The organism is Chitinophaga sp. 180180018-3, from assembly GCF_037893185.1.
GTDB lineage: Bacteria > Bacteroidota > Bacteroidia > Chitinophagales > Chitinophagaceae > Chitinophaga.
On the sequence record NZ_CP140772.1, the window covers coordinates 3,438,584 to 3,463,910 of the forward strand.

Here is a 25,327-nt window from a genome sequence, read left to right on the forward strand (position 1 = left end):
AAACAGCAAAAAATTATATTATGTTTTCTCCATTAATAAAACGTATAATCTTCACCGTTATATTGCCCGGGTTGTTACTGGGTCTGGCTTCCTGCGGTAGTAAGTCCGGTACAGAAGCGCCGGCCGGCAAGCGTGGTCATGACGATGAACCCGGAGTAGTAGAACTCACCGCAGCGCAATTCAAAACAGCCGGTATCGCCTACGGCAAACCGGAGAACCGGCAGATCAGCGAAGCAGTGAAAGTGAACGGACTGCTGGATGTGCCTCCTCAGCAGCAGGTGAGCGTATCGGTGCCTATGGGCGGGTTTATCAGGCAAACGAACCTGTTACAGGGGATGCCGGTCAAAAAAGGACAGGTGATTGCGGTGTTGGAAAACCTGGATTACATCCAGCTGCAGCAGGATTACCTGGAAGTAAAAAGCCAGCTGGAATACGCCGCTAAAGAGCATATGCGGCAACAGGAGCTCGCCGCAGAAAATGTGAACGCGCTGAAAACGCTGCAACAGGCGAAAGCCACCTGGCAGGGGCTTGTTGCCCGGGAAAAAGGCCTGAGTCAGAAACTCGCGATGCTGAACATCAACATCGCTTCACTGGAGAAGGGAAATATACAGCGTACCATCAATGTATATGCGCCCATCAGTGGTTATGTTACCCAGGTGAATGTGAACCTGGGGCAGTCGGTAACCCCCGCCGATATACTGTTTCGCATTGTCAATACCGAGCATTTACACGCGGAGCTGACCGTTTTCGAGAAGGATATTCCCAAGTTGAAGATCGGACAGCTGGTGCGGTTCACGCTTGCTAACGAAAGTACGCCTCGTACCGCTACCGTACACCTGATAGGCCGGGAAATCAGCCCGGAGCGTACCGTGAGGGTGCATTGTCATCTCGAAAAGGAAGACACCCAATTGCTGCCAGGCACCTATTTGCAGGCCATTATCGAAACCGGTGCTGCTTCGGTTAAAGCGCTGCCGGATGCCGCAGTGGTGAATTTCGAAAACAAATCCTATGTGTTTGTGAAGCAACCGGGCACCGACAGCACCTTCCATTTCAATATGCTGGAAGTACAGAAAGGAAACAGCGAATTGGGCTATACAGAGGTTACATTCCCGACAGGAGTGCCGGATGATGGTTTTGTAATCAACGGAGCTTATGACCTGCTGGCGAAGCTGAAGAACAGCGGAGAAGAGGATTGAGCATAAGAAAAGAAGAAAAAGGGCGGAGATAGTAAACGCGAAGACCAAATTCGTTACTATTTCCGCCCTTTTTCTTCATTCTACCTCCTTTATTCTTAATTAATATTTTATATATTTGAAAATATTAATTCGTTTTTTATGCGTTTCTTTTTCTTAATAGCTGCGTTATTGATGGGTACCAGGGTATCGGCGCAGGTGCCAGTGGTGGCACTGGGGCCGGATATGGCTGTACCGGGCGATGGCTGGGATAAATTGTTGCAGCTGACAAACGGGAATACCGTGTATTTGCATTTTGGCCGGAAAGCCGGACTGGAAGTGAGTATTTACAATGAGAAGCGGGAGCTGGTGGCGGCTGATACGGTACATGCTACTATGTGGGATGCTGCTGATATGGAATCTACTGAAATAGATGGCATCTATGAGATAAACGGGCAACCGGTGATTTTTCTGCAACAGCTTGTAAAATATCATCCCGTGTTGTACCGCCTGATATTGGATGGGCAAACCGGCAAACTGGTCAGAGAAGATAAGCTGGGAGAGTTGTCGACCGTTGAACATCGCAGTGTATTCGTAGGCGATAATCTGGCCTCGCACGATATCTACGTTGAAAAAGACCCGCACAGCGATTACTATGCGGTAGCTATGTTCACCGGGGCTTTAATCCAGAAAAACGACAGTATCCGGGAGCGCATCCGGGTAATTCATTTTTCACCGACTCATGAAATAATTAACAGTGGCTGGTTCTATATGCAGGATACTACGTATAGCTATTTCAGTTATATCCATATGGCAGTATCCGGGAAACGGAATGTATACCTTGCCACTGTTGGATTCAATGCCAGAAAGAAAGACGGTGATGCGGGGGCTGGCGTGATATTTTCCTGCCTGTCGCCAGATTCCGCCACCTTCGCACACCAGGTACTGAAGCACACCACCGGCTTGGCTAACGTGAGCGGCTATATGCAGTTAGCAGGTATGCCTGCGCAGGTGCGCCTGTTGTTATATGTGCCGGGGCAGCAAAAGGAGGGGGCGTCCGGTATTTTCCTGAATACATTCAGCGAAACAGGCAAACAGCTGAAAGTTCATGTACCACTGTCGTTTCCGGAATTGTCGCGCAATGTACAAACCAACCTGGGATATAAAGAAGACTTTTCAGGAACGCCACAACTGTTACGGGTAAACGAAGATGGCAGCAGTGTACTTTTATTGGAGAACCTCTCGTTCTTTAAGCAGGGTAATTCTCAGGTGAATAAGCAGCATACTAATCTCGGTGATATCGGCATAGCGCTGCTGGATACAGCTGGCAGGGAAAGTACTACCCTGGCTGTTTCCAAGTATCAGACCATAACGGGCATCTGTGAACCATTTCAATTGCAGCGGCGAACAAAGAGTGAATGGGTATTCCGCAATAAAATTGCCGCATTGAATACCAATACCTGGTTGTCGTATTGCTTTATTCAGATTCCCGATGCTGATTTTGTATTATTCAACGACTATCTGCAATATCTTGAAACGGGCGGGCAGGATCGGGTCCGTAAGCCTTTGAAATACGCCACAGACGCTAATTTCGTTTGTTACCGTTTTTATAAAGGAAAGATGGAACGCCTGTTTCTTTTTGGTATGCCGGAGGTAACGAAAGGCTATGCCTGTATGATGGGGGCCGCAGATTATAATCCGCGTACCCGTGTTTACAGTACCCTGTTGGTTTCCCGGAGTAATGAAACGAGGAACGCGAAGATAGCGTGGATAACCTTCTAGTGAGCTTTTCTGAATTCGTTCACCTTATTATGCGCCAGCCGCGTTGGTTCGGGAAGCCTGTATCCTTTCAGGCATTGGCTGATTAGTTGCAGGCTGTCGGCGAAGCTGGTCAGGTGGCCAGGGGATATGAAGATGGGTTTTACTTTTTGTTTGCTTCTCAGTACGTAGCCCAGCTGCTGACCTTCCTTGTCGGTGAGCAGCGTATGATTGCCCTGGGCGATGCCAGGTTCTTCGTATTGGCCGAATAGTTTTTTCTTGGCGCTGCCGATGGTGGCCTGGCCTGTGAGCACGCCGAAGTGGCTGGCTATTCCAAGGCGCCGTGGGTGGGCAATACCGTGCCCGTCTACCACGAGAATATCGGGTTTTTGAGATAATTGGTTCCAGGCGTCGAGCAGGGCTGGCACTTCTCTGAAGGCAAGGTATCCGGGAACGTATGGAAAGAGTACTTCTTTTTTCACGAGGCTGGCATCCACCAGTTTGAGGGAGGGGAATTCCAGGAGTACGATACCGGCATATACGGTAGTACTGAATTTGTTGAAGGAGATATCAGCGCCGCCTACGTAACGGATCGGACCTTTCCAGGGAGTGAGCTTTACTTCATCGCGAAGTGTTCGTTGCAGTTCGGTTGCTTCAGGTATGCTCAGGTGGTTGTAGTTGATCATAATGTTCCGGTTATCAGAAGAGGCTTAATTGGTCGCCGGTTTTTGGCGGCGTTGGTTTGACGGCTTTCCCGAAAACAGTTCTGCCGCCGTATTTCCACGAATCCTGCCTTTCCTGTTCGATTACTTTATCGAAGTTAGCATTGGGTTCGAAATCTTTTTCTATTTCCTGTGCCAGCACATTCAGTTTCCGGATAGCTTCCTTTTTATCGGATTCGCCGATCTTAGCCTTCAGCAGCGCGTCTTTCAGTGTGTGAATGGTTTCGTCGTAGATCCGTGTGGGAACAGGGAACGGATGGCCATCTTTTCCGCCGTGGGCGAAAGAAAAGCGGGCCGGATCCTCAAAGCGGGAGGGAGTTCCATGAATCACCTCACTTACCAGGGTGAGAGATTGAAGCGTACGCGGGCCAACGCCTTCCAGCATCAGCAGCGATTCGAAGTTAGCCGGTTTCGTATCATGTGCAAGGGCGAGCACACTGCCAAGCCTCTTCAGGTTTACGTTTTCCGTTCTTACATCATGATGCGAAGGCATCACAATATTCCGGATCTCGGGCAGCAGATGTACGGGCTTTTCCTTTGTCAGTTCCAGGATGCCTGATTTGGTACTGTCGGCCGCCAGATCCGTCAGGTTGAGAATGAGTCCCTGGTTACGCCCGTAGATAAAGGTATGCGGTGCTTCAGTAAAGGACCGGAAAGCCGAGGAATGCCAATGGTATCTCCGTGCCATACTACTGGCATCGTTCATGCCCTGCTGTACAACCGCCCACTCGCCTTCGTCCGACAGGATGAAGGAATGCAGGTAGAGCTGGAAGCCATCCTGTATAGCGGTGTTATCGACTTTAGCAGTGAGCTTGCTGCTATATATCAGCTGATCGCCGGGGAGCCCTGTTTTATCGGCAATGATCCGCAGCTCGTCGGGCGTTTGTTTGCTGTAACGTCCTTTGCCTCCGCAGATGTAGATGCCCAGTTCTGCGGAACGGGGATTGATCGCTTTTTTCAACGCTCCCATTACACTCGTGGTAATACCGGATGAATGCCAGTCCATACCCAGCACACAGCCTAACGCCTGAAACCAGCAGGGATCGCTGAGTCGCCTGATTACTTCCCCTTTGCCATAATCCATCAGGATACTCTCCACTATAGCGCCGCCCAGCAGGCTCATTCGCCTGGCCAGCCAGGGTGGTACCTGACCGTAATGTAATGGCATGTCGGCATGTGATGGCATATCCTGTTATATTGGACTACAGGGGATTGGCCTGTACCTCGTATTGAAAAATATCCTTGTTACCCAACAAATACTCGTCCAGTTGCTGCATCTTGTTGCGCGGACCGCGGACGGTGTAATTTACTTCTATGATATCATCTTTCCTGACTATCATCATTTTTCGATACTTCAGCTGAAATCCCTGTAGGATATTTTCGACATCAGTATGTGGAAATTTTTCTTCATGAAAGTAAATAGTGTACTGGCGTTTATCATTAAAAGAAGAAATCCATTTCTCGGTATATTCCATCAGGATCAATATCACCAACGCGCTTGCCAATGCAGCAGCTGCCAGCCAGTACTGGCTCATACCTATAGCCATCCCGAGGGCAGCGGCGATCCAGATGGAAGCGGCTGTTGTGATCCCATCGATAGTGAAATCTCCTTTGAAAATAACGCCGGCGCCAATGAACCCCACGCCTGTAAGTATATTGGAGGCGATACGATCCGGGGAGCCGGGGAATCCCATTTCAGCGGAGAGTATGGTAAATACCGTGCTGCTTACACATATTAGGGTCATAGTACGCATACCGGCGGGCTTGCGTTTGTATTCACGCTCTACCCCAAGTATGGCGCCTGCTACCAGCGAAATAAGTATTTTGAGCAGCTGGTCTTCCTGTATAATCTGCAGTATATGCTTCATATATCGAAAATATCTTCCTACAAATGTAAGTGTTGGCATAATTCTTTCCTCAGGTAAAAAATAACCCAGGTATTTTTTACATAAAGATTATTTGTGATGCAACCCATTATTTACAAAAGCTGTATCGTGTTATGTGTGACAGGGATTCTTTGTTTGTTCCTGTTTGCCTGTAATAGTTCCAGGGAAGCCAGCCGGAAAGCCGATTCTGCTGCCGTGGCCATGCCTAAGGTCGACAGTGTGAGTGTGGTACCGGTAGACAGTCCCAGGACCCGGAGAGATACCCTGCACCCATAATTTTGAAAATGAACAGAAAACACCCCAAAATGAACAGCCTAAAGAGGCGGTGTGGTATGTTTTATCCCTGTTTTTTACAATATATTTGGAGTTGTTACGTCTACCTCAGTAATACAGACTATTAAAGACTATATCCGAATGCAAAACGACACTACAGCCCCGGCGCAGAAACAACCCATTACCAGGGCGTCATTGAAGAAAACATTCCGCCTGTTCCGTTATGTAAAACCTTACTGGCCGCAATTTTCGCTTGGACTTTTATTCCTGTTGATCTCGAGTCTTGCGGGTCTTGCATTTCCGCAATTATTAGGTGACCTGGTAAATCCACAGAGCAACAGCAGTTTATTCAAAGGAATGAATAAAGCAGGTGTGTTGCTGGTGGCGGTATTGATAGGTCAGGCTATCTTTTCATTTTTCCGTACTGTATTATTTGTTAATGTAACAGAGAAGACACTGGCCACCTTACGGCAAACGATCTATAATCACCTGATCAAATTGCCGATGAAATTTTTCCTGGAAAGGAGAGTAGGAGAGTTAAGCAGCCGTATTTCATCGGATATTTCGCTGCTGCAGGAAACGTTTACCACCACGCTGGCGGAGTTCATCCGGCAGATGATCATTATTGTAGGAGGAGTCGTAATTCTGCTGATCACATCGCCCGGGCTTACTGCTTTTATGCTGGCTATTTTGCCGGTGATGATGGTAGCAGCGGTGGTCTTCGGCAAGTTTATCCGGCGTTTTTCGAAGGAAGTACAGGAGCAGGTAGCTGCATCGAATACGGTGGTGGAAGAAACACTGCAGGGCATCCTCAATGTGAAGGCCTTTGCCAATGAGTTTTTTGAAATAGCACGCTACCGGCAACGCACCAACGAAGCAGCCCGTATTGGAATGAAGAGTGGCAAATACCGGGGTGCTTTTTCATCTTTCGTTATCATGGGTATTTTCGGGGCGCTGGTAGCGGTGATCTGGAGAGGAGTGGCGATGGGAATGCCCACTTCTTCGTTGTTATCTTTCGTACTTTATTCTCTCTTCATAGGCGGCTCCATTGCCGGGCTGGCGGAGGTATACACGAACCTGCAGAAAAGTATAGGGGCTACTGAGCACCTGTTGGAAATACTGGATGAACCTGCGGAAGATATTAATCCCGTTACGGCAATATCTCCGGAAAATCATCTCGAAGGACAGATCAGTTTCCGCGATGTATCTTTCCATTATCCGTCGAGGCCCGACCTGACCATTATGAACAATATATCATTCGATGTATATGCAGATCAGAAAGTAGCATTGGTGGGGCCGAGCGGCGCCGGGAAAAGTACAGTGGTATCATTACTGTTACGCCTATACGATCCGGTAGCAGGGCATATCTTTTTTGATGGAAAAGATAGTGCTGCATTTCCATTGTCGGAGCTACGCTCGCAGATGGCCGTAGTGCCGCAGGATGTATTTCTGTTTGGTGGAACGATTGCTGAAAATATTGCCTATGGCAAGCCGGGAGCAACTGCGGAAGAAATGGAAGCCGCAGCAAGGCAGGCCAACGCCTGGGAATTTATCCAGCGTTTTCCGGCAGGTATGGACACCGTGGTTGGAGAAAGGGGGATACAGCTGTCGGGCGGCCAGCGTCAGCGCATCGCCATTGCCAGGGCGGTATTGAAAAATCCACGTATCCTGATATTGGATGAAGCTACATCGGCGCTGGATTCTGAATCAGAGAAACTGGTACAGGATGCACTCGACAAACTGATGGAAGGCCGGACCTCTATTGTAATAGCGCATCGCCTTTCTACTATCAGGGAAGCTGATAAAATAATTGTGCTCGACAAAGGTCATATCATAGAAGAAGGTACGCATGGCGAATTGATAGAGCAGGATGGATTGTACCGTACACTTAGTGAAATGCAGTTTAGCAGCTAGTGGCTACATATACGGCTTCATTTCTTCGTCGATATCCTTTCTAAGGTCCATTAGTTTTTTTGCATATAGCTCCATATTAATCTCTTCATCGGTGTGAGGCGTCCATTTGGGTACTGGTATCGTTTTGCCGGTATCATCAACCGCAGCAAATACCATTACGCAGTGGGTGGTTTTATTTTTTTGCTGTTGTCGCGGACTGCCTGCAAATACATCTATAGAGATGTGCATGCTGGTGTTCCCCGTGTAAATGATCTTTGCATTGATTTCCACGAGGTCGCCGATAGCGATGGGCTTAAAAAAGCGAATGCCCCCCACATAAACTGTTACAGCATATTGCCCGCTCCAGTTGGCGGCGCAGGTATATCCGGCCTGATCGATCCATTTCATTACGGAGCCACCGTGAACTTTTCCTCCGAAATTCACATCGGAGGGCTCGGCGAGAAAGCGAAGGGTGATGGTGTGGTAGATAGAGTCCATGAGATAAAATTACGAATTACGAATTAGGAATTACGAATTATAAGCGGAGATCTTGGCGAATAATATCAATTAAATATATTCACTCGCTAAGATCTCCGCTTATAATTCGTAATTCCTAATTCTATAGTGTCCGGGGAAAATTTAAGAGATCTTAGCCTAACGATTCGGGGCTTAACAAAATAGGGAATGAGTGCCCTGAGAATTGAATATTTGCCTAAATCGGCAATTATGTATTTCAAATATTCAATTCTCAGGGTGCCTCTAAAAAGTAAGCCCCTTTTCTAAGGAGAGAATAATTTCAGTTGTATAAAGTCTGCATCTTTATTATTACAAAGAAGTGCTTTCTCCGGTTCGGTTAGAAATTTAATTAGGAGAATGTATGTGGAGAGGTGGAGTCTTAGAAAACCTGCCAGGTTGCTAAACGACCACATTCTGCAGCCCAGTTGCTTTAATTGATCTTTCACAATCTTTATAAGCAGATCTTTTATTAAAGCGCACCATACCTGTATACTAATGGCATTCTCATTGTCTCCCAGAAAATTACTTAATTGAGAGGTCTGCTTAATTCTTTTGAATAGCAGTTCTATATCCCATCTCTGTTTGTACAATCTCCTAATGGTAGAACAAGCGTAGGTCTGATTGTTAGTGAGTAAGTGCACCTTCTTTTGGGTCTTTTTATCATAAATACTAATGACTCTGGCCTGCTGCACCGGACTTTTTTTACAGGTCTTTGGGTTGCCAAGTCGGATGATCCAGTCTTTTAAAATTCCATTCTTTTTATCAGCCGATGTTATTTTTTTGCGCTCAAGTACCTTTATTTTCATCCCTTTAGTAACCCTGGAGATCCAGGTAATATCATTTTGGGTCCAGTCTTTCATTACCGTGTAATTTACATAAGCTCGATCCATGGCAATTATGGAGCCTGGCTCCAGGGGCAGCTTCTGCATAAATTTCCTGTCACTACAAGCGGCCTCTGTCAGTACAGTAAAGCAGGGTAACTCATCTTTGGCTCGCATCAGCACATGAGCTTTAACACCTCCTTTTTTCCTGCCATTTAACCCTTTTACACCCGCACCCTTCATCACAGTTGAAAACAGACTAATTGTTGTTGAATCCACTATAAATAATCTATCATGCAACCTGTTTCTTGTTCGGCTGTCCGGGCAATGTTGTGGATAATGGTGTTGGTATAGTAAATGATAGAGTTGGCTGAAAAAATCTACAGGGCGGTTCCTGTTGGCATCTGAAATAGTACTACGGCGAGGTGTTTTTTTAAGGCCTAGATGATTAAGCCGATGCTCATTAGCCAATAGCCCGGTAACTAGCTCTCTAAGAGAACTACACTGATGAAAGCTGCTGAATAGCATGGTTACCAAATGGTCAAAGGCCTTAAATTGCTTGTAATAGCTGTCTGCATTAGTCTCCCTGGCCGCTTTATCGATTAAAGTGGCGGGCACAAAAGAAAGTAACTGATTAAAAATCGGCTGTCCGGAAAAAAATCTACTTTTGCTCATAATGGTAAGTTGTAGTGTGGTAACTTAAACTTACTAAAAAAGGAGGCCACATCGGCCTCCTTTTATTTATCCTTACCTGTATTTTCCCCGGACACTATAGATTCCTAATTCGTAATTCTTTTTAATAGCTATCTCCGTTCATATCTCCTCCACCATTATCCTTCGACTTGTTGCTCTTACGTTTGAAGAGGTTCGAATCCAGCTTTCCGAAGCGCCAGGTGGCGTTTAACCGAAGTTCGCGGGTCAGGCGTTTGCGGTAAAATTCCTGTTCGGAATAGGTGGTATTGGTATAGCTAAGGTTACGATCGGTGTTGAAGATATCGTTAATGCCGAGGGAAATGGAGAGGGCTTTATTTTTGAGCATATCTTTTTTGATAGCTGCATCGGCCGACCATTTAGGCTCCCGTACTCCCTGCGGGAGGATTTGTTTTGATTCATATTCGGCGCTCACCTGGAAGGTAAGATTCCAGGGAAGTTTGGTGTTGCTGTTCAATTTTCCGAACCAGGTAAAGCCCTGGTTAGAGAGACTGCTGCCATTGCTGGAAGCGTCGATCTTTGTTTGTGCGAAATTGGCGTTGGCAGTGATATCCCAGATCTTAGTCAGCTGACCTCTGACGGTGACTTCCGCACCGTAGGAGTTGCGGGTGCTCGCATTGATAGGATAAGTGAGTACCACTTTCTGTGGCTGCCCGTTCAGCACGAGGGTGGTGTCGGCATAGAAATCCGTAATAGCGTTGTCGGTATTACGGTAATATAAAGATACCAGCACATTGTATTTATGAGCAATGTCTTTCAGATATGATAACTCAAAGGAGTTGGTGAATTCGGGCTTCAGGCCGGGATTACCGGTGTTGGCGCTTTGACCGCTGTAATCGATAGTAGGCAGCAGGTCGCGGAACCAGGGCCGGCGTATACGGCGACTGTAGTTCAGCTGCAGTTCATGATCGCCTTTGAATTTTTGGGAGAGAAAAACACTGGGAAAGAAGTTCACCGGGTAGTTGACTTTGTACGATGCCTTCTGACCCAAGCGGGTTTCTCCATCGTAGTTCGATTGCTCTGCCCTTAAACCTACCTGGTAGCCGAAGTTATTGATGCCGCCGGTATAGCTGGCATAAGCGGCGTTGATCTGCTCACTGTAGTGGTAACTGTTAGATAGTGATGAGTCCAGGATAAAATCGCCGGACGGGTAGCTCTGGCCGAATGTATTGGTGTAGCTGTCGAATTTGCGGGTATTGCTGCGCAGTCCCATTTCGAGCTTGGATTTTTCATTGAACGGTTTTACATAGTCTACCTGGGCAGTCAGGTAAGTAGTGGTTCCTTTTCCGCTACCATTACGCAGCTGTGGCTTTTTCGGATCATAGATCGGTTTGCCGGAGGGATCAAAGTATTGCAGGGAAAAGTCGGAGCCATTGTCGCCGGTGGCATAGTTATAGGTGAAGTCGGCAGTCAGCTCTTCACCTTCTGTGGCAAAAGTATGCTTATAGCCCAGCTGCGTGGTATAGTTGCGGAAACCATTGAGTGTATTATCGATGCCGGTGCCGTAGCGAACTTTCTGCTGATGTGCATCCAGTTCATTTACCACCTGCGTATTGTATTTATTGAAATTACCGCCGGTCAGGTTTTCCGAGAGGCTAATGGTATTGCGGTTGTCCATGAACCAGTCGAACCCAATGCGACCAGTTTGGAATTTACGATAGAAGTCGCCGTCTTCCAGTTGTTCCGTATAATTAGTGGTATCGGCGCCCAGGTTTTTCCGGAACAGCCTGCTCGTCATCGGCGACTTGCGGTTACGCATGTTATAGTTGATGAAGAAATTGAATTTCTCTTGTCGCAGGTTAAAATCGATACCAGCGTTGGTACTTCCTAGAGAAGAGGCGCCGGCATTGATCACGCCGTTGATACCTGCTTTCTTGTTTTTCTTCAGCACAATATTCAGGATCCCGCTCATACCTTCTGCATCATATTTAGCGGAAGGGTTGGTGATGACTTCGATATTCTGGATGGCATCCGCAGGGATCTGATCCAGGGTGAGGGTAGAAGGACGGCCATCTATAAAAATGGTAGGAGTCCCGTTACGCACAGTTACATTGCCGTCGATGTCCACATTCACGGAAGGAACCTGTTTCAGCACATCAGTAGCAGTACCACCAATACTGGAAAGGTTTTTTTCTACATTAAACACTCTCTTGTCGATGGCCATGGTAAAGGCTGGTTTTTCGCCAACTACATTCACGGCGCTGAGCGACTTCACATTAGGTTTAAGCTTCACGTTCCCGATATCGATACTACCGGATTTGCCCGACAGTGCTGCATTCCGGTATACGGTTTCGTACCCGATAAAGTTGATCCGGAGTATATACTTATTAAGAGGAATGTTTTCGAAACTGAAATCGCCGTTTGGTTTAGAGAGCATCCCGGTTTGCACAGATGAATCCGGTCGCAGCAGCGCCACAGATGCATACTCAATAGGTTTATTGCTTTGCGCGTCCAGCAGTTTCCCATATATAGTGCCGGCGGCGGCGCCCGGAGCTTTGCCGCCTCCCGGTTGTTGTGCCACAGCAGCGATACAAAATAATAAGAGCCAGCCTGTAATTAGCGATACAATTCTTCTCATAATAGCTTCCAACAATTTATTTATAGCGCCGTAAAATTAGTTTTTATGAATGAGGAATGGCCATTTTTTGGGATGAAAGGACTGTGTAAAAACCTCTACAGTACAGCGTTTTAACTACAGAATTGCGCAGGATTCTTTGTGGTAGCCGGTTGTAGGAACGCAAGCCGGCCCGGGCCACGACTGTTAAATAGTGTTAAAGGTGTTAGCAGAGTTTTTGGCCTTTAGTTTTTAGTCTTCAGAAAATGCAGTGGAGATGATGTTGTGATCTCCGCCACATTTTCTGAAGACTAAGAGCTATAGGCTCTTTTCCTTACATCAAATTTTGCGTATAAAAAAGTGGTCTTCATAAGTTTATCTTTTCCATTGTAACGGAGAGCTACGTATCTTTACAGCCCGCTGATGCGTTATTTTAATTTTTTTATATGCATAAGGATTACCGACCGGACTGGGATATTTATACGTGCCATATTGAAGAAAGTCCAGCTGTAATAGGCCTTGACCTTGATCTGAGACGATTTGCGCCATTGAAGGAAAAGCCTAATGCCATATATATAAGTGTGTATCTCAACCATCCACGTGAAGACGGATTCCCGCAGAATGATGAATTTGCCATGATGGGAGAAATCGAAGATAGCCTTGTGGAACAGTTACAGTCGAAGCTGGATGCTCACTTTGTGGGGCGGACTTTTTCCAATGGTGTACGTGATTTTTATTTTTATGCAGGCACTACGTTACTGCATGATAAATACATTACAGATGCGATGGTAAAGTTTCCTGAATACCGTTATGATTATGGTGTGAAGGAAGACAATAACTGGGAACTGTATTTTGATTTTCTGTTCCCGGACGTATATGAATTTCAGCGAATACAAAACCGGAAAGTGCTGCGTATGCTGCGGCAGCATGGCGATATTTCTGAAAAGGAGCGCCCGATAGAGCATTGGATACATTTCAGATCGGAGGAAGACAAGACAGCTTATTGGGAACATATTAAAGAAAATGGTTTTGCGCTTACCCGCGATGAGAAAACCGATAATCCGGAATTCCCGTTCAAGTTATGTATTTCCCGTAGCGACAGAGCGGATGAAGCAGCCATCGACAATGTGGTGATGAGCTTGTGGGAATTGGCCCAGCAGGTCAATGCGGAATATGATGGATGGGAAACCTCTATTATGAAATAGAAAGCATTCTCTTTTTATAACACAAACGCAAAGGGCGAAGGCAATATCACTTTACCCTTTGCGTTTGTACATTTGAGGGATGCCTGCTGTACTGTAGTGATAACGGCAACCTGATCATTGTTGTAACACTTTGCCCGTTAATCCGTTTCACCTTACAATATTGCCGCTGCGGTAAATGCAAAATTGCATTTGTTGCAATTTCATTTTTTTTCGATATACTTGTTACTGCTGCTAGAATTGATGAATTATCGCAAAATATGGCCTACAATAACTGTCCTGTGCTGGTTGATCTGCCTGCACATGGAAGTGTTTGCGCAGGTGCCTTTAGCAGCAGATACTGTTCCCACCCATCCGCACAGGAGCGGCTTGTTTAAGATGATCGGTGAATACCGGGATTCTATCCGTAACAAAGAATACCGCCAGTCGCTTATCAGGCGCATTACCCGGCAGAATGAGACCGTGGAATCGAATGACAACGACAGCACCATTATTAAGAGTGAAGCCTATTTTACCCCCTTTGCCGGAAAGGTGATCAGAAATATCAATTACCGGAAAGTAAAAGTGTTTGGTCCCAGCAATATCAACGATACCACTTTTACCACCAGTATGAAGATGATTCACCTGGCGAACCGCCTGCATTACGATTCGCGGGAATGGGTGATCCGGCAATCGCTTTTTTTCCGGGAGAACGATCGTTTGAATCCGTTTGAGATGGCCGACAATGAACGTTATCTGCGTAACCGCCCTTTTATCCAGGATGCCCGTTTGTATATAAAGAATGAGGTGGGCGACTCGATAGATGTGGAAGTGGTAACAAAAGACCTGTTTGAGTATGGGGCGGATCTGAGCCAGTTCAGCGCGAAGGATATCCGGGCCAGCGTGTCTAACAACGATCTCTTTGGGGCAGGGGAAGGGCTGAGATTTGGATTCCAGTGGCGTTCGGATTTTTCCCCGACATGGAATACAGAAGTGCGCTATACCAAATACAACCTCCTGGGATCGTTCGTGGACGTAGCATTGGGATATACCACGCTGAATAACTATGCCCAGCTGGACACTAACTCCTATGAAGGGGCCGTATACATTAACTTCACCCGGCCTTTGTACCGCAACTCCGCTAAATGGGTGGGGGGCCTGGCGTTATCGCAGAACTGGTCTATCAATATCCGGGGCGCCGTGCCACAACCGGATGATAGCACCTATCGAGATTATAAATACCGCATCATCGATGGCTGGATAGGTTATAACTTCATCAATCACTATAACAGTAATGGTACCACCGGACGTAAGCCCAACCTGGCATTGCTGGCCCGGCACTACAACCTGTATTTCCAGCGAAAGCCGGATCAGCTAAGGTACAAGGATGATCCCATCTACAATAACCACCGGCTATATCTGCTTCAGCTGCAGGCATACCAGGTCGACTATTTTAAAGCACACTACTTCTTCGGATTCGGGCGAACAGAGGATATTCCGCTGGGATATAATGTCAGCGCCACCGGGGGATGGGAAAGCTGGAAAGGCCGCCGGAGAATGTATTCGGGGCTGGAGGCACAGAAATACTGGACCACAAAGAACCAGGGACTTTTTAGTACAAGCGTTGGCGTTAGTACCTACTGGCTGCATAATGCAACAGAAGATGCCGTGATGCACGCCCGGGTTGAATATTACAGCCGCCTGCTTACCTTCCGTAAATCCAGGTTCAGGCAGTTCATTAACCTGGATTACCTGAACAGTCCTAATCCGTTTTTCAACAAGCCGCTGAACATAAACATGGAATATGGCATCTGGGGATACAGGAATACTTTACTGAACGGGTTTCAGCGGCTGAATATGTCGTCCGAAACTGTTTACTACAGCCCGCTGAAAATCATGGGCTTTAAATTCAACTTCTTCACCTCCCTGCAGGCATCTATGCTTAACTACAAGCACGACGACCTGTTACAGAATCCTATCAAACTGGGACTGGGCGGAGGTTTCCGGGTAAGGAATGAAAACCTTGCATTAAACACGATCAAAGTATCCGGATATTACTACCCCGATGCGCCCCCGCCCATGAAGGGTTTCCTGCTGGAGATCACCACCATAGTAGATTTCCGTTTCGATGTATCTCCGCTGAAAATGCCATCAGTGATCCTTTTCCGCTAACAAGGCTGGTGGGGTATAAAAATCCCTACATTTATAGTACTAAATCTCTCAGTCATGGAATGGAAGAATGAGCTGACCCGCCTGCTGGGTATCAATTATCCCCTGATACAAGCGCCGATGTTGGGAATTACAACACCTGCCATGGTCGCAGCTGTAAGTAACAGTGGTGGGCTGGGCTCACTGCCGGTAGGTGGTTTATCGCCGGAGAGAGTAACAGCCCTGATCCGGGAAGTGAAGGCACTCACCCCGCAACCCTTTGCCGTTAATCTGTTTACCTATGAACCGGCCGTATCTTACGAACGCAAAACTTTCGACGATATGCAGGACTTCCTGCAGTCGCTTTATAAGGCCCATCATATCACGGCGGCCAGGATCAGCTTTGATGAAGTGCCTTATCATTCCTGGCGGGATCAGCTGCCCGCGGTGCTGGCAGCGGGTATTAAGCATATCAGTTTCACGTTCGGAATGCCTGATGCTGAAGGATTCCGGATGCTGAAAGAACACGGCGTTATACTAATGGGAACGGCCACCTCTGTAGCTGAGGCGGTGGCGTTGAAAGAAGCGGGGAGTAACGTTATTGTGGCACAGGGAATTGAAGCAGGTGGTCACCGGGGAAGTTTTCTGCCCGGAGAACTTCCCCGGATCGGGACGATGGCATTGGTACCCCAGGTGGCAGATCGGGTAAGGGTACCCGTTGTAGCCACAGGCGGTATCATGGACGGCAGGGGAGTGCTCGCAGCCAGGGCATTGGGTGCTGCCGGTGTTCAGATGGGCAGCGTTTTTCTGCGTTCGCATGAAAGCCTCGCCACACCTGCACATAAAGCCGCACTCGCCGGTATAACGGATACGGATACACTATTAACCCGCGCTTTTTCCGGACGCTGGGCAAGAGGCGTACGCAATGCATTTATTACAGCCGTAGATGCTTCCGGGCTGGAGATCAGTGGTTATCCGTATCAGGACGTGCTTACTCAGGCAGGTCGTAAAGCTGCCAGGGAACAGGATAATCCTGAACTTTTCAATATGTGGGCCGGACAGGCAGCCGGCAAAGCCCGGGCCTGGAGTACTGCAGATATTTTCGCGGAGATAGTGAGAGAAGCTGGTAGCTCGCCGGCCATTGTATAGCCTCCCGGATTATAGGTTGCCTATATTAATTTTTTATGTTTGACGGTTTTATTTTGATGATCACCAGTTTAGAAGTGGGCGTATTACTTTTATCTGCAACACTGTCGACCGGCACCAATACATTCGTTTCCGGAAAATAGGTAGCGGTGCATCTTTCCGGAATGCTGTAGGCTACCACAATGAATCCCTGCGCCACGCGTTCGGAATGATTATGATAGTTAAACAGGTCCACGATGTCGCCTGCGTGGAAGCCGCCGGCTGCAATATCGGCGGGATTCATGAGGATCACCCTTCTTTCGTGGTAGATGCCCCGGTAACGATCATCGAGACCGTAGATGGTGGTGTTAAACTGATCGTGGCTGCGGATGGTCATCATCATATATTCGTCGGCCGCCAGCGGAGTAATGCTAACCGGTGCGATATTGAAAAGTGCTTTACCGGAAGAAGTGTTGAAACGTCCTTCCCTGGCGTTGTTCGGAAGATAGAACCCTCCGGGGTGCCGTACTCTTTTATTATAATCGTCGAATCCGGGAATAACTTTTTCAATATCATCGCGGATACGATCATAGTGTTGTGCATATTCTGCCCAGGGTACAGTGGAGCTGCTACCTAACAGGCTGGCAGCCAGTTCGCAGACAATCACCGGCTCACTTTTCAGTTCATCAGAGATGGGATGCAGATTACCTTTCGACATCTGAATGACGCCCATAGAGTTTTCGCAGGTAACGAATTGTTGTTCGCCCTGTACAATATCTTTATCGCTACGGCCCAGGCAGGGCAGGATCAGTGCTTCCCGACCATGTACGAGGTGACTGCGGTTTAACTTCGTAGATACGTGTACGGTAAGCCGGCAGTTGCGCAGCGCCGTGGCGGTGTATAGCGTGTCGGGAGTAGCGGAAAGGAAATTTCCACCCATGCCAATGAAAACTTTTGCATGGCCCCGATGCATGGCATGGATGGCAGCTACTACGTCGTAGCCATGTTGGCGTGGTGGAGCAAAACCGTATACTTCGTGTAGTTTGTCGAGGAATGCTGCGGAGGGTTGCTCGTAGATGCCCATGGTGCGGTCGCCCTGAACGTTGCTATGCCCCCTGACAGGGCAGGTGCCGGCGCCGGGCTTGCCCACGCTGCCTTTGAGCAATAGCAGGTTCACTACTTCACGGATCGTGTCTACTGCATTCTTGTGCTGGGTAAGTCCCATGGCCCAGCAGGCGATAATCCTGCGTTTATGAAGCAGCGCTTGTGCGGCCTGTTCTACCAGTACGTGATCAACGCCGCTGGCAGCAATCAATTCGTGGATATTAAGTGTTCTAAGATGATCGAGGTAGGCAGCGGCGCCTTCCGTCTGAGCTGCCATAAATTCGTGGTCAAATACGGACCCTGGCGCTTTTTCATCTTCCTGTAACAACAGCAGTGCAATGGCTTTCAGCAGTGCCATGTCGCCATTGATTTTTACCTGCAGAAAAATATCAGTAAGATGTGTGCGTATATTCAGCACGCCTTTTACCGTTTGAGGATTCAGGAAATTCAGTAAACCGGTTTCGGGAAGTGGATTTACCGCGATGATTACGGCGCCGTTTTCCTTGGCTTTCTGAAGGGCCGTCAACATGCGGGGATGGTTGGTACCCGGATTTTGCCCGAGAATGATGATCACTTCCGCATGATGGATATCATCGAGCGTCACAGAGCCCTTACCGATGCCCAGCGCGTCGGTAAGGGCCACCCCGCTGGATTCGTGGCACATATTGGAGCAGTCGGGCAGGTTGTTGGTACCAAATTCCCTGACCATTAGCTGATAGAGAAAAGCAGCTTCGTTGCTGGTACGCCCGGAAGTATAGAATACTGCTTCATCGGGAACAGTTAGCTGCCGGAGATGACCAGTAATAATTCCGTACGCTTTTTCCCAGGAGACAGGTGTATAGTGAGTAGCGCCGGCTGCCAGGTACATAGGCTGGGCTATGCGGCCTTTTTTACCTATTTCGTAATCGGTGAGTGCGCCCAATTCGGCTATGCTATGTTGTGCAAAGAAATCGGGCGTCAGCTTTTTGGTAGTAGCCTCTTCAGCAACAGCTTTGGCGCCGTTCTCGCAATATTCGGCGATGCCGGAGCGTTCGTTGTCGGGATCGGGCCAGGCGCAGCCGGGGCAGTCGAAACCATCTTTCTGATTGAGTTCCAGCAATGCTTTCATCCCGCGGAAGGCATTCATTTCCTCCAGGATATGTTTCATGCCGGAGATCACGGCGGGGATCCCCGCTGCAGTGGTCTTGGGGTGTGAAAGCCGGATACCGGTAAACCGTATGGGATTCTCTGCATTATCCATGTGGATGAGGATTTGAGGTGAAACTGATTCTTTCAGCAGCACTGTAGATGTTGAAGTGCTGATCTTTCAGGAAGCCGGCTAAAGTGATGTTCCATTGTTGCGCCATTTTCACGGCCATGCCGGAAGGCGCGCCTATGGCAGCAATCACGGGAATACCCGCCATGGCCGCTTTTTGTATGAGCTCAAAACCAGCGCGTCCGCTTAGCAGCAGCACGCATTGCTTAAGCGGAAGCAGTTGTTGTACAAGGGCTGTTCCAACGAGTTTATCGACAGCATTGTGTCTGCCTATATCTTCCCGGAGCAGCAGTAGCTCGCCGTTCGGGTTAAACAGGGCCGCAGCATGCAATCCACCGGTGCGCTCGAATAACGCCTGTTCGCCACGTAATATGCCGGGTAGGCCGAATAGTTTTTCTGCCGGAAAAGTAAAGTCAGATGCTATAACGTTAACGCCTGTATGAATATCATCGATCGCAGTTTTACCGCATACGCCGCAGGCGGCAGTAGCGGTAAAGTTCCGTTGTGTCCCCCCAAGCCTGGGCTGGGTACCGGGCGCCAGATGAACTGTTGCGGTGTTATCTCCCGTAATAATTATTTCGCTGATATCATTACTGTTGGTAATAATGCCTTCAGTATACAAAAAGCCGGCGGCCAGTTCCTGATCCTGTCCGGGTGTACGCATAGTAACAGCAATGTGTTGCAACCGGCGATTATGCGAAGGTCCGTGAACCAGTCTTATTTCCAGTGGCTCTTCGGCAGCCAACAGGTCACTGGCTTCGGTAATGCCAGCGCCGGCTACTTTTTTTACAAGGGTATAAACAACAGCATTTGTCATATCCAAAATTACACTTTCACCACCATCTTACCGCTGTTTTTGCCCGAAAATAATCCCAGCAGGGCGTCGGGCAGATGATCAAAACCTTCGACGATAGTTTCCGTGTATTTTATTTTGCCAGCCTTCACCCATTCCGACAGTTGTTTGATACCTTCCCCGAAACGGGAGGCGTAGTTGCCGATAATGAATCCCTGCATGAGCACACTACGAGTGACGAGGATGTGGAGCAGGCGGGGGCCCATAGACTCTTCCGTGGTGTTATACTGGGAGATCTGCCCGCAGAGCGGAATACGGGCAAAGAAATTCAGATGGTACATCACAGCATCCGTAATTTCACCGCCTACATTGTCGAAGTAAATATCGACACCATTCGGGCAGGCGGCGCCAATGGCCGCACGGATGTCGGGATTGCCTTTGTAATCGATGGCGGCATCGAAGTTAAAGTTATCGGTCAGCAGCTTTATTTTTTCTGTACCTCCTGCGATGCCCACTACGCGGCAGCCCATGATTTTAGCGATTTGTCCGGCTGCAATGCCTACGGCTCCGGCTGCACCGGATATCACTACTGTTTCACCCGGTTTAGGCTTACCTATATCAATGATACCAAAATACGCAGTGAGACCCGGCACGCCCAGTACTCCGAGGTAATAGGTAGGAGGCACGGCGGGATCTGTTTTCCGCAGCTGTTCCGCGGTGAAAATGGCAGCAGTAGCCCAGGGCAGAAATGGCCGTGCGCCGGTAGTCAGCACACGATCGCCTGGTTTGAACTGTTCAGCGCGACTCTCCACCACTTCGCCCACACCGGCACTTTCTATAGGTGCACCAACTACAAAAGGAGGAATGTATGATTTACCATCATTCATACGGCCACGCATATACGGATCAACAGAGAGATAGATTGGTTTTATCAGTACTTCACCTTCATTGAGGGCTGGCAGACTGGTTTCCGTAGTTTTAAAATTGCTGGCGGTGGGTAGTCCGTTGGGGCGGGAAGCCAGCAGGATCTGTTTTACCTTCATACAATGGGATTTTACAATAGTTAACAGGAAAATAATGCTTTTGTTTAGCAGGTGGAATGTCGGTAAATACATTTGAAAAATGTACATTCGGGTTGTAAATTTTTATCATTTAAACTGAATTCTACTATGCGTCTTGATGATGAAGAAATGAGCGACAACGTCGAGAAACGATCCGGTGGTGGTATGCGAACCGTTGGGATCGGCGGCGGTATTGGCGGCATTATCATTCTATTGCTGGCTTTGTTCTTTAAGCAGGACCCTAATCAGGTCATGCAGGCAGTTCAGCAGGCCCAGGGCTCTGGCCAGGGGCAAGGCGAAACGTCAGAGAAACTGACGAAGGCAAATGCGAGCCCTTTTGAAATCATGTCGGCCAAAGTGCTGCGGAGCACGGAGCGGGTATGGACAAAAGAGTTCCAGGACCACGGCAAGAACTATCAGGTGCCGGGAATGGCTTTATTTCAGCAGGGAACCACCTCTGGCTGCGGCCTTGCAGAATCTGCGATGGGCCCGTTCTACTGTCCGGCCGACCGAAAAGTGTACCTTGATGTATCGTTCTTTAATGAACTGGAGCAACAGTTCGGCGTAAAAGGCGATTTTGCCAAGGCTTATGTTATTGCACACGAAGTGGGGCACCATGTACAAAACCTGCTGGGGATCAGCGGTAAGATGCAGGCGATGCGCTCGCGGCTGAGTGAAAAAGAGTACAACAAATTATCGGTTATGCTGGAACTGCAGGCCGATTTCCTGGCGGGTGTCTGGGCTAATCAGGCGAATAAAATCAAGCCATTTCTGGATCCGGGCGATATTGAATCCGGTTTGAATGCCGCCAGCGCAGTAGGGGACGATCGCCTGCAAAAGGCAGCCACCGGCCAGGTAGTACCGGATGCCTTTACACATGGTACTTCCGCACAGCGTATGTTCTGGTTTAAGAAAGGTTTTGAATCAGGAGATGTGGCACAGGGAGATACCGGGATAGGGCTGGGAGCGTGGTGAGAATTACGAATTAGGAATTACGAAAAGCGTAGGAGATATAAGCGAGTTATCACTTTGTTCGCTTATATCTCCTACGCTTTTCGTAATTCGTAATTCAACTAAAGGCTCAGCAGCTGTTTCGCCAGTTCAATCATTTTTTCATCCCCGGTATATTTACCACTGATATCAGAAAGCTTCACTACTGGTGTCCAGCGGACATCATCATCGGGAAGTGCTTCGTACATTTTGATTACAATATTAAGAGCTGTCAGCCCTACGTCGTTCGTGAAATTGGTACCTATGCCGAACGACATTCCCACTTTTCCCCGGCAATAAGTGGCGATGTTGGCTACTTTTTCGTAGTCCAGTCCATCCGAGAAAATAATGGTTTTACTGAGCGGGTTAATGCCTTTCCCTTTATAGTGCATGATGGTACGGTCGGCAAACAGGATAGGGTCGCCACTGTCGTGCCGCACGCCGTCGAATAATTTCGCGAATTTCTTATCGAACTGTTCGAAGAATACAGGGGTGGTGTAGGTATCAGAAAGCGCAATGCCAAGGTCGCCCCGGTACACCTGTACCCAGTTTTCAAGGCCGAGCATATTCGCCATTTTAAAGCCGTATTTGGCAGCATGAAACATAAACCATTCATGGGCATGTGTGCCCACTGGCTTAATGCCGTTGCGCATGGCCAGGTGTACATTGCTGCTGCCTATAAAGCAGCCTTCGCCGTATTTGTGCAGCGTTTTCACTACCAGGCGGTGTACCTCCAGCGAATGCCTGCGCCGGGTGCCGAAATCCGCGATGGTGATGCCCATCTCTTTATACTTTTCTATCTTCTCTTTTGTAATGCGAATCACTTCGTCATCAGGTACGCGCTGTTGGCCGGTAAGCCGGTAATACAGTTCACAAATCAGCGACATCATCGGCACTTCCCAGAGAATGGAACGATACCAATAACCATCTACATGCACCTCCAGCGCTTCACCATGTTGGGCTATATGTACTTCATCAGGATTATAACGATAGCCCTGCAGAAAATCGAGGTAAGTAGGATCCAGATAAGGACAGGTGACAGCCAGGAAATTCTTTTCCTCGTCGGTCAGCTGTAACTGCGACATACTGTTCACTTCTTCTCTCAATGCTTCAGCAAAGCCCTGCGGAAAAGAATGCTGGCCACGATTGATAAAAGTGTAGCGGGCGCGGGCTTTTGGGAACAACTTCACAACACCATGCTGCATGGTGAATTTGTAGAAATCATTGTCGAGAATAGATGTCAGGATCATTATTGCTATTTTAAATTTAAGATAGTTTTATCTTTGAGTCTTATCATTTTCACAATTATGCAGAAGACTATTAAAGTTAAATGGCCGCTTAACCCAAAAGAAACCATACTATTGAAATTAAACGGAGTTTACCTCAAAAGTAAAATACAGGCCAAACAGGGAACGTTTTACCTGACCAGCGAAAGAATTGTTTTTGAAGCCAAACCCATGATGGCTATTTTTTTATTCGGCGTTATTGGCTGGCTGTTATCGAGAGGAAAAAAATTTCGCGAATTCCAGCTCGCCGATATTACAAACTTCCGCAGAGGTAAACATGGATTTAATAGTAAGATAGCAGAATTTGATTTAATCGATGGTACCAAACATCGTATAGGCATCAGCGGTAAATGGGAAGATTTTGAAACAGCTTACCAAAAGGCAATGCTGGATGTGCAACCACTTTTTAGTGTGAACTAGCCAGAAGTCGTAGCAGTAGCGTATTTACAGGGAATATTGTTATCCAGCGAATAACAAATGGTAAGGAGATTTGTTGATGTACGAATTTTTTCGTATATTGAATTAGTTTATTCAATTACTAAATCCTTACTATGCGTTACCTGTCATTGACGATTGTTATATGCTTTTATTGTATTGCATCAACGGCACAGGAGGTCCGGGAAAAGCTGGATAGTCTTTTTGAATCTATATATAAAGATCATGCCTTTAACGGCAATGTACTGGTAGTGGAGAAAGGGAAGGAGATATACAGGCGTGAGTTTGGTTATGCCAATGTGGAGGACCATCAGCTCAACAAGGCGGACACCAGGTTTCAGCTGGCGTCGGTATCAAAAACATTCACGGCAACGGCTATACTCCAGTTGAAGGAAAAGAACAAGCTGAAACTGGATGACCCGGTACAGCAGTATCTGCCTGATTTCCCGCTTACAGGGGTTACTATACGGCAGCTGTTGCAGCATACTTCCGGTTTGCAGGACTACCAGATATTCGAAAAGCCTCACCGGGAAGATACCGGCAGGATTTTTACGAACGCGGATATCATTCCTGCATTGAAACGGTATGAAATGGTGTTGCCGCCTCCAGGTGAGCGCTGGAGCTATTCTAATATCGGATATGGATTGCTGGTGCTTATCATTGAAGAATGTAGTGGCATGTCGTATCCGGCATATATGGAGCGTTACATTTTCCGGGCAGCAGGAATGACGCATACCTATCTGGCATCGGCCTTGTTGCGGCATCCTGATCCGGAGCGCAGTGTTAATTACGATTTTTATGGGTATGCGCCGGCCGATCTGTTGCGGGTTGATAGTTTGCCCCGGTACCGGATTCCCAATACCATACTGGGAGGAATATTAGGCCCTGGTTATGTGGTGAGTACAACAGATGATTTGCTGCGTTTTGATGAAGCACTTTATGGTAACCGTTTGCTCCGGCAGGAAACACTGGAAGAAGCCTGGACGCCGGGGACCCTGAATAATGGCCAGAAAGCAGCGATGGGATGGGGCTCCGGACAGTCGTATTACGGGCTTGGCTGGAATATATTGCGGGATACCAGTATCGGCAAAGTGGTCTGGCATTCAGGTGGCGCGCCGGGGATTGTAACCGTGTTCCTCCGCAACATTTCCCGTCGTCAGACAGTGATAGTATTGGATAACGTTACGCATCGCAATGTGCATGGCAACGGCATCAATGCCATGTACCTGCTGAACCATCGGCCTCCATTCCCGGAGAAGCGGTCGCTGGCTTCCGTTTATGCGCAAACCCTGGTCAGTGGTGGACCGGATCTGGCAACCGCGCAGTTCAATACGTTGAAAAGAGATACTGCCCACTACTACCTCGATGAAAGGGAACTGAATACGCAGGGGCTCGAATTGCTTTGGAATGGCTATCCCGCGTTAGGGCTGGAAGCTTTGAAACTGAATACCTTGTTGTTCCCGGGCAGCTGGAACGTGTACGACAGCTATGCAGCGGCACTGGTTATCAATAACCGGAAAGATGCTGCCATAGCGATGTACCGGCTTTCTGTTACAATGAATCCCGGTAATAATGAGGGAAGGACTGCATTGCAAAAATTGCTGGAACAAATGCCCCAAAATAAAAGCAGATAACATAGCTTT

The 25,327-nt window shown here is 47.9% G+C and carries 20 protein-coding genes; 10 read left to right on the plus strand and 10 right to left on the minus strand.

What is annotated here, in order from left to right:
- Positions 1-20: 20 nt before the first annotated feature.
- The gene (locus tag UNH61_RS13595) at positions 21-1,196 is read left to right on the plus strand and encodes an efflux RND transporter periplasmic adaptor subunit (RefSeq protein WP_326992488.1); all 1,176 of its coding nucleotides are present in this window, start codon (positions 21-23) and stop codon (positions 1,194-1,196) included.
- Positions 1,197-1,334: 138 nt separating this feature from the next.
- Complete coding sequence (locus tag UNH61_RS13600) at positions 1,335-2,954, plus strand: hypothetical protein (RefSeq protein ID WP_326992489.1); 1,620 nt, start codon at positions 1,335-1,337, stop codon at positions 2,952-2,954.
- Here the strand turns inward: UNH61_RS13600 and nfi are convergent.
- From nfi to UNH61_RS13615, 3 genes are read right to left on the minus strand one after another with little or no spacing between them, the layout of a single operon-like run.
- Positions 2,951-3,616 carry a deoxyribonuclease V gene (nfi, locus tag UNH61_RS13605; RefSeq protein ID WP_326992490.1) on the minus strand — a complete coding sequence of 222 codons (666 nt, stop codon included), beginning with the start codon at positions 3,614-3,616 and terminating at the stop codon, positions 2,951-2,953. The genes UNH61_RS13600 and nfi overlap by 4 nt on opposite strands.
- 13 nt (positions 3,617-3,629) lie before the next feature.
- Positions 3,630-4,838 (minus strand): DUF763 domain-containing protein, encoded by a 1,209-nt coding sequence (locus UNH61_RS13610; protein WP_326992491.1) that lies wholly within the window; start codon positions 4,836-4,838, stop codon positions 3,630-3,632.
- Between the two features lie 16 nt (positions 4,839-4,854).
- Positions 4,855-5,520 (minus strand): MgtC/SapB family protein, encoded by a 666-nt coding sequence (locus UNH61_RS13615; RefSeq protein ID WP_326992492.1) that lies wholly within the window; start codon positions 5,518-5,520, stop codon positions 4,855-4,857.
- Positions 5,521-5,616: 96 nt separating this feature from the next.
- On the opposite strand from UNH61_RS13615, the gene UNH61_RS13620 reads away from it, so the two are divergent.
- Positions 5,617-5,814, plus strand: a complete 198-nt coding sequence (locus UNH61_RS13620; protein WP_326992493.1) for a hypothetical protein — start codon at positions 5,617-5,619, stop codon at positions 5,812-5,814.
- A gap of 138 nt (positions 5,815-5,952) precedes the next feature.
- Positions 5,953-7,725, plus strand: coding sequence for an ABC transporter transmembrane domain-containing protein (locus UNH61_RS13625; RefSeq protein WP_326992494.1), 1,773 nt, complete (start codon positions 5,953-5,955; stop codon positions 7,723-7,725).
- A 3-nt stretch (positions 7,726-7,728) separates the two neighbouring features.
- Here UNH61_RS13625 and UNH61_RS13630 read toward each other — a convergent pair whose 3' ends face one another.
- The 3 genes from UNH61_RS13630 to UNH61_RS13640 form a co-directional block, all read right to left on the minus strand.
- Entirely contained in the window at positions 7,729-8,202 is a 474-nt protein-coding gene (locus UNH61_RS13630; protein ID WP_326992495.1) for an acyl-CoA thioesterase, read from the minus strand.
- 281 nt (positions 8,203-8,483) lie between these two features.
- Positions 8,484-9,716: an IS4 family transposase gene (locus tag UNH61_RS13635; RefSeq protein WP_326992329.1), complete on the minus strand. Its 1,233-nt coding sequence runs from the start codon at positions 9,714-9,716 to the stop codon at positions 8,484-8,486.
- Between the two features lie 121 nt (positions 9,717-9,837).
- Positions 9,838-12,330 carry an outer membrane beta-barrel family protein gene (locus tag UNH61_RS13640; protein WP_326992496.1) on the minus strand — a complete coding sequence of 831 codons (2,493 nt, stop codon included), beginning with the start codon at positions 12,328-12,330 and terminating at the stop codon, positions 9,838-9,840.
- 422 nt (positions 12,331-12,752) lie between these two features.
- Between UNH61_RS13640 and UNH61_RS13645 the strand changes: the two genes are divergently transcribed.
- The 3 genes from UNH61_RS13645 to UNH61_RS13655 all read left to right on the plus strand — a co-directional run bounded on the left by UNH61_RS13645 (position 12,753) and on the right by UNH61_RS13655 (position 16,784).
- Positions 12,753-13,511: a DUF695 domain-containing protein gene (locus UNH61_RS13645; protein WP_326992497.1), complete on the plus strand. Its 759-nt coding sequence runs from the start codon at positions 12,753-12,755 to the stop codon at positions 13,509-13,511.
- A 300-nt stretch (positions 13,512-13,811) separates the two neighbouring features.
- Positions 13,812-15,659, plus strand: coding sequence for a hypothetical protein (locus UNH61_RS13650; RefSeq protein WP_326992498.1), 1,848 nt, complete (start codon positions 13,812-13,814; stop codon positions 15,657-15,659).
- A 54-nt stretch (positions 15,660-15,713) separates the two neighbouring features.
- Positions 15,714-16,784: a nitronate monooxygenase gene (locus UNH61_RS13655; RefSeq protein WP_326992499.1), complete on the plus strand. Its 1,071-nt coding sequence runs from the start codon at positions 15,714-15,716 to the stop codon at positions 16,782-16,784.
- Between the two features lie 25 nt (positions 16,785-16,809).
- Here UNH61_RS13655 and UNH61_RS13660 read toward each other — a convergent pair whose 3' ends face one another.
- From UNH61_RS13660 to UNH61_RS13670, 3 genes are read right to left on the minus strand one after another with little or no spacing between them, the layout of a single operon-like run.
- Positions 16,810-19,104, minus strand: coding sequence for an FdhF/YdeP family oxidoreductase (locus UNH61_RS13660; RefSeq protein WP_326992500.1), 2,295 nt, complete (start codon positions 19,102-19,104; stop codon positions 16,810-16,812).
- The gene (gene fdhD, locus UNH61_RS13665) at positions 19,097-19,936 is read right to left on the minus strand and encodes a formate dehydrogenase accessory sulfurtransferase FdhD (RefSeq protein ID WP_326992501.1); all 840 of its coding nucleotides are present in this window, start codon (positions 19,934-19,936) and stop codon (positions 19,097-19,099) included. Before fdhD ends, UNH61_RS13660 begins: the two co-directional genes overlap by 8 nt.
- Before the next feature lie 8 nt (positions 19,937-19,944).
- Entirely contained in the window at positions 19,945-20,955 is a 1,011-nt protein-coding gene (locus tag UNH61_RS13670) for an NADP-dependent oxidoreductase (RefSeq protein ID WP_326992502.1), read from the minus strand.
- 126 nt (positions 20,956-21,081) lie between these two features.
- Between UNH61_RS13670 and UNH61_RS13675 the strand changes: the two genes are divergently transcribed.
- Positions 21,082-21,948 carry a neutral zinc metallopeptidase gene (locus UNH61_RS13675; RefSeq protein ID WP_326992503.1) on the plus strand — a complete coding sequence of 289 codons (867 nt, stop codon included), beginning with the start codon at positions 21,082-21,084 and terminating at the stop codon, positions 21,946-21,948.
- Between the two features lie 98 nt (positions 21,949-22,046).
- Here the strand turns inward: UNH61_RS13675 and pncB are convergent, their stop codons facing one another.
- Positions 22,047-23,213 carry a nicotinate phosphoribosyltransferase gene (gene pncB / locus UNH61_RS13680; protein WP_326992504.1) on the minus strand — a complete coding sequence of 389 codons (1,167 nt, stop codon included), beginning with the start codon at positions 23,211-23,213 and terminating at the stop codon, positions 22,047-22,049.
- Positions 23,214-23,270: 57 nt separating this feature from the next.
- Between pncB and UNH61_RS13685 the strand changes: the two genes are divergently transcribed.
- Both UNH61_RS13685 and UNH61_RS13690 read left to right on the plus strand, forming a co-directional pair.
- Positions 23,271-23,669, plus strand: a complete 399-nt coding sequence (locus UNH61_RS13685; RefSeq protein WP_326992505.1) for a hypothetical protein — start codon at positions 23,271-23,273, stop codon at positions 23,667-23,669.
- 131 nt (positions 23,670-23,800) lie between these two features.
- Positions 23,801-25,318, plus strand: a complete 1,518-nt coding sequence (locus UNH61_RS13690) for a serine hydrolase domain-containing protein (protein WP_326992506.1) — start codon at positions 23,801-23,803, stop codon at positions 25,316-25,318.
- Positions 25,319-25,327: the final 9 nt, after the last annotated feature.